This window comes from Hwanghaeella sp. (assembly GCF_965227365.1).
GTDB lineage: Bacteria > Pseudomonadota > Alphaproteobacteria > UBA8366 > Aestuariispiraceae > Hwanghaeella.
In genome coordinates, this window is sequence record NZ_OZ245754.1 from 1,896,593 (window position 1) to 1,909,835 (window position 13,243).

The following is a 13,243-nucleotide window of genomic DNA, read 5'->3' on the forward strand; positions in this document are numbered from 1 at the left end:
GAACATGGAAACCCAAACCTTCGATTACAGTTTCGAAACCAAGGCTCTTGACGACAAGAGCGGCGAATTCGAGGGCTACGCCTCGACGTTCGGCAACGTCGACCAGGGCGGGGACGTGGTCGAGGCCGGCGCCTTCATCGAGGGCATAGTTCAAGCCAAGAAAGACGGCCGCAATATTCCCATGCTTTGGCAGCATGACCGGCATGAACCTATCGGCGTTTGGTCGGAAATCGTCGAGGATTCGAAGGGCCTCAAGGTCAAAGGCCGGCTCTTGATCGACGACGATCCGCTCGCGCGCCGGGCCTATGGGCATTTGAAAGCCAAGTCTATTGGCGGAATGTCGATCGGCTACAGGATCCCGGCCGGCGGCATGGAAGAAGACAAGAACCGCCGCGGCGTCTTCCGTTTGAAGAAGATAGACCTTCGCGAAATCTCGCTTGTAACGATGCCGATGAATACGGCGGCGAAAGTTACGTCGGTCAAATCCATTCTCGAAGCTGGCGGCCTTCCGTCGCTTCCCGAATTCGAAAAGTTCTTGCGCGAGGCAGGCGGCTTTTCGATTAGCCAGGCCAAAGCCATTGCAGGCAACGGCCTATCCCACCTGTTGGGCCAGCGTGAGGTTGGCGGCGGTGGTGACGATAGCGAGGCCGCGGCGTTTTTCCGCGCGCTCCGCAGTTAATCCCAAACCATCACACTAGGCCTGGAGGGCCAATAGATGCCTGACGACAAGAAAACCGCGGAAGAACTTGCCGCGGAAGTGAAGAAGGATTTCGAGAAATCCATCGACACCACCAAGGAAATTGCCGAGGAAGCGCTCGCGACGGCGAAGAAGACCGGCGAAAACACCGACGCGCTCAAGGAAAAGGCCGACGAGGCCTTGCTTAAGATGAACAGCCTTATGGAACAGGTTGCGACTCTCGAGCAGGAAGTCGCCAAGGGCGCCAAAGATAACGACGACGGAACGCAAAAGTCGCTCGGTCAACAGTTCATCGATGACGAACGGGTGAAGGAATTTCTTGCGTCGACCGACAAGCGCGGCAAGGCCTCGCTCGAGGTCAAGGCGACCATCACCTCGGCGACCACGGATACCGCCGGCGCGATGGGCGTTCTTGTCCAAACGCAACGGGTTCCCGGCATCGTCGAATTGCCGCAACGCCGCATGACAGTGCGCGACCTTCTTTCCCCCGGCCAGACGGACAGCAACGCGATTGAGTATGTTCGCGAAACTGGCTTTACCAATAACGCGGCGATGGTCGCCGAAGGGGCAGCCAAGCCGGAATCTGACATCAAGGCCGACTTGGTGACGCGGGCGGTGCGGACCGTCGCGCATACGATGAAGGCCTCGCGGCAGATTCTTGACGATGCTTCGCAGCTTCGCTCCCTGATCGACCAGCGATTGACCTATGGACTGGACTACGTCGAGGAAACGCAACTTTTGAGCGGCGACGGAACCGGGCAGAACTTGCACGGCATCATTCCGCAGGCGACGGCGTATTCGGCCCCGATCACACTCGCGAGCCCGACCAGTATCGACCAAATGCGCCTGGCAATGCTGCAAGCATTGCTTGCCGAGTATCCTGCAACGGGCCACGTCATGAACCCGATTGACTGGGCTTGGGTCGAAACGCTCAAGGATACTACCGGAAGGTATATCATCGGCAACCCGCAGGGGACGACGGCGCCGCGTCTGTGGAACTTGCCGGTCGTGACAACTCAGGCAATGGCGGTCGACAAGTTCTTGACTGGTGCGTTCAAACAGGGGGCGCAAGTCTTCGATCGTTGGCTTTCCCGTGTGGAAATTGCCACCGAGAACCAAGACGACTTTATTAAGAACCTGATTACCGCGTTGTGCGAGGAACGCTTGGTCTTGGCCGTGTACCGGCCGGAAGGGTTCATTTACGGCGACTTCGGCCGGGTGGCGTAACCCACCGGCGACAGGTTGAACTAGAGACAGCAAGGGGCGGCTTCGGCTGCCCCTTGCTGTTTCGTTTCAAGGAAAAGAATTCGATGACTGAAAAAACATACTTCGTCGCTCGCCAGATGATTGGCGACAAAGAGTATTTCGCTGGGGATATCCGGAAAATGAAATCCGACGACGCGGCGCATTTGGTCGAAACCGGGGCTCTTGAGGAATACGACCCCAAAAAGCACGACGCGAAAATCGCGGCGAAAGCGGCGCGCGATGCCGGCAAGGCCGACGACGCCGCGGACGATGACGCCGACGACAACAAGACCGACGACCAGAACGCCAACGACGACGGCAAGACCGACGACGACAAGGCCGACGGTGGCGCCGGTGAGCCCGACAAGGCCGAAGGCAACGCCGACGACAACAAGACCGACGACCCGCCGGCAGCGAAGAAGGGGGCGGCGAAGAAGGCCGCCGCGACGAAGGGTTAAGCCTCAATGCTTCGTCTTGTTACCGCCCCGGCCGCCGAGCCGGTGTCTCTCGAGGAAGCCAAAGAATGGCTTTACGTTGAGCATAGCGACGACGACGCGCTTATTTCCTCGCTGATCCGATCGGCCCGGCAGGAAGTCGAGCGCATGACGCGCCGCAAGCTCATAAGCCAAACCTTGGCGCAAGTGTTGCCGTGCTTCCCATGCGGCGAAATCATCCTCGAGGCCGCACCGGTCGACGCCGCATCCGTCGTGGTTACCTATCTCGACGCGGACGGGGCGGAACAGACGTTGAACGCGCCGAGGGTGTTCGAACGCAACGGCGTCACGCGCGTTTGGCCGAACGTTAATGATGGATGGCCGGAAACCCTCGAGGGCGCCGACGCGGTAACGGTCGAATTCACGGCGGGATGGTCGGATGTCGCGGCGCTCGAGGCCGACGCCGAGCCGCTTATTCGAGCGGTCAAAACCATAGTTGCGCAGGATTATGACGAGCGCGGCCGGACAGGTAACCGCGGCATCGACAATTTGGTTGGCGCCTTCACAATTTCGAGGTTCGTTTGATGGCGCCTCGCGTCGAGGATCCCGGCCAGCTTCGCGAGCCGGTCGAAATCCGCAAATGGCAGCAATTCCCCGACATCGGCGACGATGACCTCGACAACGAATATCCGCTCGTTGCGAAGGTCCGCGCGAAGTTCGAAGCCGTCGGCGGTGTGACCTATCGCGAAGGGGTCCAGGCCGGCGAAATTGTCACGCATCGCGCGACCATCCGTTACCGCGACGACGTGACGAGCGAGAACGTCATCATCCGCCGTCGGAAGCGCTATCAGGTTCGGCGCGCGGCGGAACTAGACGACAAGCTTATTTGGCTGGTTATCGACCTCGAGGAAATCGGCCCCCATGAGTAACCCGACCATCAATGTCACGCTCGGCCGGTGGAAGACTGCCGACTTCGACAAGAAACCCATTCGCAAGGTTGTGCGGCGGTCGGGCCTGGACGTGCAGAAGACCGCGCGCCGGCTGGTCAACCGCAAGGGCAAGGTTTCGAAGGCTGGCCAGTACCCGGGCCGGCGCACCGGCGAGTTGTTCCGCTCGATCCGTTCGAAGCAGCGCAACCCGTTCGTTGCCGTTGTGAAGCCTCAGAAAACGGCGGCGATGAAAGATTACTATCCGCTGTTCTTGTTCAAGGGCACGAAGAACCTCGACCCGCGCGGCGACGTTATGGGGGACGCGCTCGAGGCAGAAACGCCGCAAATCGTGCCGAAGCTTGAACGCGCTTTGGTCGACGCGCTGAAATGGGTTCCGCTGAAATGATGCTTTCGCCGATCATCGCAGCCATTCGCGAGCGCTGCCCAAGCTTTGCGAACCGGGTCGCCGGCGCTGCCGATTATGACGCGCTCGAGGAAAGCACGCGGGTTGTTGTCCCGGCGGCGTTTGTCGTGCCGATGGATGACCAGGCCGACCCGGTCGTAAATGGTTCGAACGATGTTCGGCAGGCGTTGGAAGACAGCTTTCGCGTCGTGGTGCTCTTGTCGAACACCGCCGACCAACGCGGGCAAGCGTCTTACGACCAAGTGCATTTGATCCGGGCTGAATTGTGGGCGGGGATTCTCGGCTGGGAACCCGACGAAAACCACAACCCAATTGAGTACCGCGGGAGCGACCTTATTGCGCGAAGCCGAGCCTTCCTGATTTGGGGTTTCGACTTCTCAGCCGCGACCGAGATCACCGAGGAAGACGCCTATCGAGGAACCGCGCTCGACGCGCTGCCTAACCTCGAAACCGTCGAAATCAACCTAGACGCCGTCGACCCGGCCGACGCGAACGTTACCAGCCCCGGCCCGGATGGCCGGAGCGAAGCCGGGGCAACCCTCACCATACCCACATAAGGGGAATTCGCATGTTCGTTAAACCGAAAGAGGGGCTCGCCGTGCGGGATCCTCAAAAGGGCGATTACTTGCCGGCCGAGGGCCGAGAAGTGACGCCTTCGCAATGGTGGTCGCGCCGCTTGAAGGATGGCGACGTTACCGAAGGCCAACCGCCGAAGCCGAAGAAAGGGGACTAACCGCAAATGGTTTCGTTCAACAACATTGCGGCGAACGTTCGCGTTCCGCTGTTCTATGCCGAGGTCGACAACTCGCAGGCCTCGCAATTCGAGAACCGGGGCCGCGTCTTGCTGATCGGTCAAATGCTGGCGGCCGGCATCGCCGCGGCGAATGTCCCGGTTCTGGTCAACCGCACCGACGAGGCCTATTCGCTTTTTGGTCAACAGTCCATGTTGGCGGAAATGCATGCGGCCTATCGGGCTCGCGACAGCTTCGGCGAGGTTTGGTGTCTTCCGCTCGCCGATGGCGGCGGCGTGAAGGCGACCGGTACGATTGTCTTTGCAGGTACGCCGACGACCGCGGGAACCTTCCGGTTCAAGATTGCGGGGGAAACCTTCGCCGTCCCGGTCGCAACCACCGACACGGCAACGACGATCGGCGACGCGCTCGAAACGTTGGTTAACGCGGCGAACATCGCTGTTACCGCTGCCAACGCCGCCGGCACGGTGACGTTGACGGCGCGGCACGCCGGCGAACTCGGAAACGACATCGACATTCGGTCGTATCGGTCGGCCGGGTCGTCGAGCACCGAACCGACCGGCGTTACCGCGACCATTACCGGCATGGCAAGCGGCACCATCAACCCGGCGCTCGCTACCGCAATCGGCAACATGGGAGACGAGGAATTCGACTTCATCGCCTGCCCGTATGCCGACGCGACCAGTCTTGACGCGCTCGAGGTTGAACTCGACGACGAAACGGGCCGGTGGTCTTGGTCGAAACAGGTTTTCGGTCACGTCTTCGCCATCAAAAAGGCGACGGTTTCAACCCTCGATACCTTCGGCGCGACCCGCAACGACCAGCATGCAACCGTCTTTGGCCTCGAGCCGGTCACCGCGAACCCTTGGGAAGTTTTGGCGCGCATCGTCGCCGAGGCGGCGAAAAGCCTTATCAACGACCCGGCGCGGCCGTTGCAAACGCTCGATATCGGGATCGATCCGGCCGACGCTCAAGACCGGTTCACGATGCAGGAACGCCAAGTGTTGCTGACCTCGGGGATTGCGACGCTCTACACCGGCGGGAATACGGTTCGGATCGAGCGGGCAATTACGACATATCAGGTCAACGCCTTCGACCAGCCCGATACGTCGTATCTCGACGCGAATACGCTCTATTCGCTCGCCTATATCCTTCGTTTCTTGAAGGCGCGTATCACGTCGAAATTCGGCCGCCACAAGCTGGCCAACGACGGGACGCGGTTCGGCGCCGGGCAGGCCATCGTTACGCCGAACATCATCCGGGCCGAACTTATCGCGGCTTATGGCGACCTCGAGCGCGACGGGATTGTCGAGAACGCGAGCGCGTTCGCCGAGAATCTTATCGTGGAACGCAACGGCAGCAACGCGAACCGGGTCGACGTGCTGTTTCCGCCGGATTTGGTCAATCAGCTTCGCGTGCTCGCGGTGCTGGCGCAATTCCGGTTGCAGTACCCGGCCAACTAACAGGAGGTCTTTTCAATGGGCAAACCGATTGGCGGAACTGCCTTTATCAAGGTCGACGGCGAGCAACTTTCGCTTGGCGGTTCGCTTACCGTCGACGTTATGGACACCGAAAAGGAGGGCCAAGCCGGCCTTTCCGGTGTCGCCGGGTTCACGGAAAACAACCGTGTGCCGATGATCGAGGGCGATTTCTTCGTTCCCGATACCTTCCCGATCGACAAGTTGCAGACGATGACCGGCGCAACGGTTACCGCCGAACTCGCGAACGGTAAGACGGCAATTCTCGAGGGCGCTTGGTTGTCGGGAACCATCGCCATCAATGCCGCGGACGGTACAACGTCGCTCAAATTCGAGGGCGTCAAAGGGCGTTATCTGTCATGACGACGGTAGCGCTCAAGAAAGCGATACAGGCTCACGCGGAGGAAGTGAATTCACTTACCTTCCGTGAGCCGAATGGCGAGGATATCCAGGCTTGTGGGTATCCTTTCCGCCTCTCCGAAGGGCAGGTTTACCCGGAAGCCGGCTCGATCTCGAAATACATCTCCCGGCTTGCGAAAATCCCGCATTCGTCTGTCAAGCAATTGGGGGCCGAGGATTTCAACGCATGCATGGCGGTGATTCTCGGTTTTTTCGGGGAAGAGGAAGAACCGCCGACGACATAATCGCCGCCGCGTTCGACCTCGCTTTTATGTTCCAAATCAGCCCCGCCGAGACATTGGCTTTGCCGCTATCCGAACTTGAACTTTGGATGGCGCAGGCAATTCGCATCCGAAAGGAAACCGACCCAAATGGCGCGTAGTGCAAACCTGACCGCTGTTATTGCCGCGGTCGATAAAGTATCCGGACCCATGAAGCGCATACAGCGCAGCTTGCGGGCGCCGGTTCGCGCGTTCTCCGGGCTCGGTAAGTCGGTTGCGAACGCCGGCGGCCATATCGCCGGCATTCTCGGCCCGCTCGGTGCGCTCGGTGGGGCTCTTTCCGTTGCTGGTCTGGTCGGCACTATCAACAATTTCGCGCGTGGTGCCGACGAAGTGAGCAAGTTCTCTCGGCAAATCGGCATTTCCGCCGAGGCCTTGCAAGAGTTGACCTTTGCAGCCGATCGGCAAGGGGTTTCCCAAGACCTTCTCAATACGTCGATGATCGCGTTTACCAAACGGCTCGGCGAATTGAAGGCCGGAACCGGCGGGCTTTACACACTCTTGCAGAAGGTGAACCCCGAACTCGCGAAGCAACTCGCCTCGGCGGAAAGTACGGAATCCGCTTTCAATCTCATGATTGACAGCCTCGGGCGCCTCGAGGGCGAAGAAAACAAGGCGGCCCTAGCGGCCGCCGCTTTTTCGCGTTCTGGGGTGGCGATGGTACGGGTTGCCGAGGCCGGTTCGGAAGGCCTCGCGGCGCTTCGTGCGGAAGCCCGGCGCCTCGGCGTGGTCATCGACAACGACACCGCAAAGGCCGCCGAGGGATTCGTCGATAGCCTTACGAATATGCGGGCCTCGCTAACCGGCATTACAAACGTTATCGGCGCTTCTCTCATGCCGCACTTGCAACCGCTTATCGACCGTTTCACCGAATGGGCGATTACAAACCGGGAAGTGATTGCGTCGAATGTCGGGGCCTTCGTCGAGCGGTTGGCGGGTGCGTTGGCTTCGTTCGATTGGAACGCACTGGCCGACGGCCTCGCCGGGTTCGCTTCAGGTATCGGATCGGTGGTCGATTTCCTCGGCGGCTGGGATGTCGCCGGCGTCGCACTGGTCGCGCTCATGAATGGGCCTTTGATCGCGGCGCTTGCCTCGGTCGGTTCGGCCATCGTGAACCTCGGTCTTGTCCTGGCGGCGAACCCGATCGGCCTGGCGGTGCTCGGCATTGCCTATGCCGCGGCGAAGCTTATTCAGCACTGGGAACCGGTTTCGGCATGGTTCTCGGAAATGTGGGCCGCGGTGACGCAGATTTTCGGCGGGGCCTATGACGTGATTGCGGGGATCCTGACCGGCGATATGGGCCGCATCGTTCAAGGCCTTCGGGATATCTGGGACGGTTTCAGGGATTATTGGTCGGGTCTTTGGGAAGGACTCGGCGCCGTCGTGCGAGAGGTCTTTTCCGACGTGTCGTCGATAGTCGCCGGCGCGACAGGCCTTTTCGACAAGGTTTCCGGCTTCTTCGGCGGGGATGACGAAGACACGAACGCGGCCGGGCAATCGCCGCTCGCCGCCGGTGCGGCCGACCGGTCGCTTATCGCGCAAGGCGGCAAGAGCCGTGTCGATGGCGATATTAGCGTTCGCATCGACGGCCTGCCGCGCGGCTCGACCGTGGAAACCTCGAGCCCGACGAACGGCCCGCGCTTGAACGCCGATGTCGGTTACCGGACGATTGCGGGAACTCTCTAAATGGGTTGGCGCGATACCCTTCGGCCGGCGTCCTGGCGCGGAATCGAGTTCGAAGTCGAAGGCGACGAATTCAAGACCGGCCGGCGGGTGCAAATTCACGAATACCCGCAACGCGACAAGCCTTACGCCGAAGACCTCGGCCGCGCGGCCCGGTCCTATACCTTCTCGGCTTTCCTGATCGGTGACGACTACCCCGAACGCCGCGACCAACTTATCGAGGCCTTGGAGCGTCCCGGCGTCGGCAAGCTGGTACATCCGTTTTACGGTGAGGTCGATGTCGTTTCGACGGCCGAGGCCAGAATTACGCACTCGAAAAACGAGGGCGGAATGTGCCGCGTCGACCTCGCGTTTACCGAGGCCGGCGAACTTGCCTTTCCGAGCCGCACGACGGACACCTCGGACAAGGTTCTTGCCTCGGCCGACGCGGCCCAATCGGCGAGTATTGAAAGCTTTTCCGAACGCTTCACCGTCGACGGGATGCCGGATTTCGTGTCAACGGCCGCGCTCGATGACCTCGGCACCATCGGCGGGGAAATTGACGCGATCGCAGGCGAGGCCGTTTCCCTCGAAATCACCGACTTGGACGTTTCAGGGCTTCTCGATGTCGAAGCGCTCGGCAACTCCATTTGGAATTCTGTTGCCGCTACGGTTCGCGACCCGCTCGCAGAAATCACCAAGACAACCTTTGTCGGCGGCGCAATCACGACGCTAAAGCAAGTCGCAGCGGTCGCGCTGCCGGTCGTGTCGCTTGTTCAAACGGCCTCGCGCATTCAACAGGCAATCAATAGCGGGGCGATCGTCGACCTTGTCCAACAGGCGGCGTTAACCGAAATGGCGCGGGCTGCGAGCGTCAACGAATGGCTTGTCTTCGACGATGCAGTCGAGGCCCGGGACGAACTCTCGGCCCAACTACTCGACGCATCGAATAACGCGGCGAGCGACAGTGTCTTTCGCGGCCTCGAGAACCTTCGCGTTGACACCGTGCAGGACATCACGACGCGCGCGACCGGTGCGCCGCGGATCGTCGAAACCGACCGCAATTTCGGGCCGGCGGTCGTCGCGGCGTATGATCTTTATGAAGACGCTGACCGGGCCGAGGAAATCGTCGAGCGCAACAAGGTTGTACATCCGGCATGGGTGAATCCGGATGAACCGATTAAGGTTTTGACGGAATGACCGCTCGCCTCGTGGTCGGCGGCCGTCAATACGACGGCTGGAAAGACATTTCCATTACCGCCGGCCTCGATCGCATGGCGCGCGACTTTACCCTCGGCATTACGCACGAATGGGCCGACGCCGAATCCGGACCGCGCGACATCGCTTACGGCGACCGGGTCGAGGTATTCATCGACGGCGACCTCGTCGTTACCGGTTTCGTCGACGGCACGCCGATTTCGTACGACGCGCGGGCGGTTCGGGTTTCGGTTACCGGTCGCAGCCTTACCGCCGACCTTGTCGACTGTAGCGTTTTGCATTCGACCGGGCAGATAAAGGGCAAGAATGCGCTCGGCATCATCGCCGACCTTGCCGCGCCGTACGGGGTCGAAGTCGCCGCGGCGGTCGATGTCGGGGCCTCGATCATCGAGCACCAAATCGAAATAGGCGAAACCGTCGCGGAAAGCGCGCTTCGGATTGCCTCGCTTCGTCAATTGCTCTTGACCGACGACGAGCGCGGCCGGCTGGTTCTCACCCGCGCCGGCAGCGAGCGGGCTTCGTCGGGCTTGGTGCTCGGCGAGAACGTTCTCGCCGCCTCGACTTCCTTGGACGGCCGCGACCGTTTCAGCGAGTACCGGGTTCTTGGCCAACGGTCCGGCAACGACCTCGATTACGCCGAGGCGGTGGCGGGGCAGAAGGGGACGGCAACCGACCGCGGCGTTCCCCGCAAGCGTGTAAGCATCGCCCAAGCGACCGGCCAGCCGACCCTGGCCAGCCTTCGCGACCAAGCACGTTGGCGGGCTGGCTATAACGCCGGTCAAACCTACGCGACAACCTACACCGTACAGGGATGGCGCCAGGCCGACGGGTCGCTTTGGCGGCCGAACCAAATCGTCGCGGTCAAGGATCCTATTATCGGTTTCAACGTCGATATGCTTATCGGGGAAGTGACCTATTCACTTTCCGAAAGCGGCACAACGGCGGCTCTAAGTGTCGCACCGCGGGCGGCTTGGGAACTCGCGCCGACGCTGCCCGACGCATCCGGCCGGCAAGGGCAATCGGCTATCGCAAAAGATACTTGGATTTGGCGAGAACCTTCGAAATGAACCCTCGCATTCTCGAGCGGGCGCTCGCGCCGATCCGCCGACGCCTCGCCGGCATGATATCCCGGGCCGTCGTGCAAAGCCTGAATTCCGAGGGCGGGTTGCAGCTCGCAAGCTTGTCGATGCTCGCCGGTGAACAGAAAGCCGATATCGAGCATTTCGAACCGTACGGCTTCACCGCAAAGGCGCACGCCGGGGCCGAGGCCGCCGTCGCGTTCGTCGGTGGCGACCGCTCGCACGGAATCGTCATCTCGGTTGCAGACCGGCGCTTTCGCTTCGTCGGCCTCGAGGACGGCGAGGCGGCGCTCTATGACGATCAAGGCCAGGTCGTGCACATCAAGCGCAACGGCCTCGAGTTGCACGGCAACAACGTCCTGATTTCGACGGCCGGCGTTCTTCGCCTGGACGGTGACAAGGTCGAAATTCACGGCCGCACCTATCTGCAAACCGATGTTGCCGGCCTCGGCGACCGCCGCACGCATGAAGGCGGCTCGGTTTGGCAGGATGACACTTACACGACCGGCGCAACAGTCAACTCGACCGAGCACGGCATCGACCCGCCGGCGCTGCCGACCGAACACCCGGAAGGTTAGGAATGCTGATTTCCTCGCAACCGCTTTCCATCGTCATTGATGGGGAGACGGTCGAACTTGTGCAATCGGGGCTCGACCCCTTGGCGCGTGCCGTAGTGATAAGCCTGTTCACTTGGCGGCGTGCGAAGCCCGACGACGTGCTTCCGGCCGGCGACGACCGACAAGGTTGGTTCGGCGACACCTTCGCCGCCGTCCAGGGTGACCGGATCGGCTCGCGGCTTTGGCTTCTCTCGCGCGAGAAGATCACGCCGGAAACCTTGGCGCGGGCTCGAGAGTATGCGCGCGAGGCGTTGCAATGGCTGGTCGACGACGGGGTCGCTTCGAAGGTCGACGTTACGGTCGCGCGGGTCGGCCTGTACGGTGTCTCAATCGGCGCCACCATCACCCGAACCGACGGCACGGTTCGAAACCTTCAATTCGATGATGCATGGAGCGCGCTCAATGGCGTCTAACGGTTTCGCACGGCCGACCCTGGCCGACCTCAAAACGCGGATGAAAGCCGACCTTCTGGCGCGGCTTTCCGTCGACGAAGTCCTTCGCCGTTCCGACATCGAGGTTCAAGCATCCGTGCAGGCAGCCGCGGTGCATTCGCTCTATGGGTTTATCGACTATGTCGCGGCAAACGTGATGGTCGACACGGCCGACGGCGACCACCTTGCGCGGCATGCTTCAATTTGGGGTGTCACCCGAAAAAGTGCCGCAAAGTCAGTCGGATCCGTGACCTTCGCAACCTCGGTCGGGGCGGTAATTCCGATCGGCGCGGAACTCACGCACGCCGGCGGGCAATCCTATTTGACGACCGAGGCGAAGACCGCGACCGGTGCAACGACCGTGGTTGCGGTCCAGGCGGCCGAATCCGGGGCCGTGAGCAACCTTACCGCCGGCGAGGCTCTTTCCCTCGTCTCTCCCATTGCGGGCGTACAGTCGACCGCGACGGGCGGGGAAATCGTCGGCGGGGCCGATATCGAGAGCGACGCCTCGCTTCGCGCGCGGGTTCTCGACCGGATACAGACGCCGCCGCACGGTGGCGCAAAGGCCGATTACATCACTTGGGCGCTCGAGGTCGACGAGGTCACGCGCGCTTGGGCGCTGCCGCTTCATTCCGGAATAGGGACCGTCGGCGTTATGTTCGTTCTCGACGGCCGCGAAGACATCGTTCCGCTAACCGCCGACATCGAGGCCGTTCAAGCCTATATCGACACGGTTCGCCCGGTGACTGCCGACGTTACGGTTTTCGCGCCGACACCGGTTGAACTCGATTTGACGATTGCCGTTACGCCGGCGACGGCCGCGGTAAAAGCGGCGATCGAACTCGAGTTGCAAGATTTCATCGCGCGCGAGGCCGAACCGGGCGGGACCATCTACCTTTCCCGGCTTCGCGAGGCGATTTCCCTCGCCGCCGGTGAGTTCAACCACTCGCTTACCCTGCCGGCCGCCGACGTGACGCACGCCGCAACCGAAATCGCCGTTCTCGGCACAATCACTTGGGCGTAACCATGCGCGCGACATCCGACGATTATTACCGCGTTCTGCTATCGCTTCGCCCTAAAGGCCCGGCGTGGTCGGAAGACGACAACGACCTTCGCGGCCATGCGGAAGAACTTGCGCGGACGCATAACCGGGCGGTCGACCTTCTCGACGAAGCGGACCCGCGAAGCACCCTCGAAATGCTCGCCGCTTGGGAAAGGGTTTGCGCACTGCCGGACGATTGTACGCCGGCGGCCGTGACGCTCGCCGAACGCCGGGACGCCATCGCCGCACGCCTCGCAGCCCGCGGCGGTCAATCATCGGCCTATTACATCGGCGTTGCCGCGGCGCTCGGGTACTCGATCACGATTACCGAGTTTCGGCCGTTCACTTGTGAAAGCGAATGCGAAGACCCGTCTTACGATGAGACCTGGCGCTTCGCCTTTCAGGTCAACGCACCGGAAACGACCATTCGCGACTTCACCGTCGAAAGCCCGTGCGACGAACCGCTTCGGTCGTGGGGGAACGAAATTCTCGAGTGTCGGATTAATGCACTCAAACCCGCCCATTCATACGCTCGCTTCGCATACGGAGGTTAAC

18 protein-coding genes are annotated in these 13,243 nt (G+C 61.3%); all 18 read left to right on the forward strand.

Annotation, left to right across the window (positions count from 1 at the left end):
* Positions 1 to 4 precede the first annotated feature (4 nt).
* The 18 genes from ACQK2G_RS08590 to ACQK2G_RS08675 all read left to right on the forward strand — a co-directional run bounded on the left by ACQK2G_RS08590 (position 5) and on the right by ACQK2G_RS08675 (position 13,242).
* Positions 5 to 679 carry an HK97 family phage prohead protease gene (locus tag ACQK2G_RS08590; protein WP_425404615.1) on the forward strand — a complete coding sequence of 225 codons (675 nt, stop codon included), beginning with the start codon at positions 5 to 7 and terminating at the stop codon, positions 677 to 679.
* Positions 680 to 715: 36 nt separating this feature from the next.
* A complete protein-coding gene (locus tag ACQK2G_RS08595; RefSeq protein ID WP_425404616.1) occupies positions 716 to 1,924 on the forward strand; it encodes a phage major capsid protein in 1,209 nt (402 codons plus the stop codon).
* An 83-nt stretch (positions 1,925 to 2,007) separates the two neighbouring features.
* Positions 2,008 to 2,400, forward strand: a complete 393-nt coding sequence (locus ACQK2G_RS08600; RefSeq protein WP_425404617.1) for a hypothetical protein — start codon at positions 2,008 to 2,010, stop codon at positions 2,398 to 2,400.
* Positions 2,401 to 2,406: 6 nt separating this feature from the next.
* Positions 2,407 to 2,961 carry a head-tail connector protein gene (locus ACQK2G_RS08605; RefSeq protein WP_425404618.1) on the forward strand — a complete coding sequence of 185 codons (555 nt, stop codon included), beginning with the start codon at positions 2,407 to 2,409 and terminating at the stop codon, positions 2,959 to 2,961.
* Complete coding sequence (locus tag ACQK2G_RS08610; RefSeq protein ID WP_425404619.1) at positions 2,961 to 3,305, forward strand: phage head closure protein; 345 nt, start codon at positions 2,961 to 2,963, stop codon at positions 3,303 to 3,305. The genes ACQK2G_RS08605 and ACQK2G_RS08610 overlap by 1 nt, the downstream gene beginning before the upstream one ends.
* Positions 3,298 to 3,711, forward strand: a complete 414-nt coding sequence (locus tag ACQK2G_RS08615) for a hypothetical protein (protein WP_425404620.1) — start codon at positions 3,298 to 3,300, stop codon at positions 3,709 to 3,711. The genes ACQK2G_RS08610 and ACQK2G_RS08615 overlap by 8 nt, the downstream gene beginning before the upstream one ends.
* The gene (locus ACQK2G_RS08620; RefSeq protein WP_425404621.1) at positions 3,693 to 4,286 is read left to right on the forward strand and encodes a phage tail terminator protein; all 594 of its coding nucleotides are present in this window, start codon (positions 3,693 to 3,695) and stop codon (positions 4,284 to 4,286) included. Before ACQK2G_RS08615 ends, ACQK2G_RS08620 begins: the two co-directional genes overlap by 19 nt.
* An 11-nt stretch (positions 4,287 to 4,297) precedes the next feature.
* On the forward strand, positions 4,298 to 4,462 hold the full coding sequence (locus ACQK2G_RS08625) for a DUF2635 domain-containing protein (RefSeq protein WP_425404622.1): 165 nt from the start codon (positions 4,298 to 4,300) through the stop codon (positions 4,460 to 4,462).
* 6 nt (positions 4,463 to 4,468) lie between these two features.
* On the forward strand, positions 4,469 to 5,944 hold the full coding sequence (locus tag ACQK2G_RS08630) for a phage tail sheath subtilisin-like domain-containing protein (RefSeq protein ID WP_425404623.1): 1,476 nt from the start codon (positions 4,469 to 4,471) through the stop codon (positions 5,942 to 5,944).
* A gap of 15 nt (positions 5,945 to 5,959) precedes the next feature.
* Entirely contained in the window at positions 5,960 to 6,322 is a 363-nt protein-coding gene (locus ACQK2G_RS08635; RefSeq protein ID WP_425404624.1) for a phage tail tube protein, read from the forward strand.
* A complete protein-coding gene (locus tag ACQK2G_RS08640) occupies positions 6,319 to 6,603 on the forward strand; it encodes a phage tail assembly protein (RefSeq protein WP_425404625.1) in 285 nt (94 codons plus the stop codon). Before ACQK2G_RS08635 ends, ACQK2G_RS08640 begins: the two co-directional genes overlap by 4 nt.
* 126 nt (positions 6,604 to 6,729) lie before the next feature.
* On the forward strand, positions 6,730 to 8,325 hold the full coding sequence (locus ACQK2G_RS08645) for a hypothetical protein (protein ID WP_425404626.1): 1,596 nt from the start codon (positions 6,730 to 6,732) through the stop codon (positions 8,323 to 8,325).
* Positions 8,326 to 9,501, forward strand: a complete 1,176-nt coding sequence (locus tag ACQK2G_RS08650; protein WP_425404627.1) for a DNA circularization protein — start codon at positions 8,326 to 8,328, stop codon at positions 9,499 to 9,501.
* Positions 9,498 to 10,586 (forward strand): phage baseplate assembly protein, encoded by a 1,089-nt coding sequence (locus tag ACQK2G_RS08655; RefSeq protein ID WP_425404628.1) that lies wholly within the window; start codon positions 9,498 to 9,500, stop codon positions 10,584 to 10,586. The genes ACQK2G_RS08650 and ACQK2G_RS08655 overlap by 4 nt, the downstream gene beginning before the upstream one ends.
* Positions 10,583 to 11,176 carry a phage baseplate assembly protein V gene (locus ACQK2G_RS08660; protein ID WP_425404629.1) on the forward strand — a complete coding sequence of 198 codons (594 nt, stop codon included), beginning with the start codon at positions 10,583 to 10,585 and terminating at the stop codon, positions 11,174 to 11,176. Before ACQK2G_RS08655 ends, ACQK2G_RS08660 begins: the two co-directional genes overlap by 4 nt.
* 2 nt (positions 11,177 to 11,178) lie before the next feature.
* Positions 11,179 to 11,628, forward strand: coding sequence for a phage GP46 family protein (locus ACQK2G_RS08665; RefSeq protein WP_425404630.1), 450 nt, complete (start codon positions 11,179 to 11,181; stop codon positions 11,626 to 11,628).
* A complete protein-coding gene (locus ACQK2G_RS08670; RefSeq protein ID WP_425404631.1) occupies positions 11,618 to 12,670 on the forward strand; it encodes a baseplate J/gp47 family protein in 1,053 nt (350 codons plus the stop codon). The genes ACQK2G_RS08665 and ACQK2G_RS08670 overlap by 11 nt, the downstream gene beginning before the upstream one ends.
* A gap of 2 nt (positions 12,671 to 12,672) precedes the next feature.
* On the forward strand, positions 12,673 to 13,242 hold the full coding sequence (locus ACQK2G_RS08675; protein ID WP_425404632.1) for a YmfQ family protein: 570 nt from the start codon (positions 12,673 to 12,675) through the stop codon (positions 13,240 to 13,242).
* The last annotated feature ends 1 nt before the right edge of the window (position 13,243 follow it).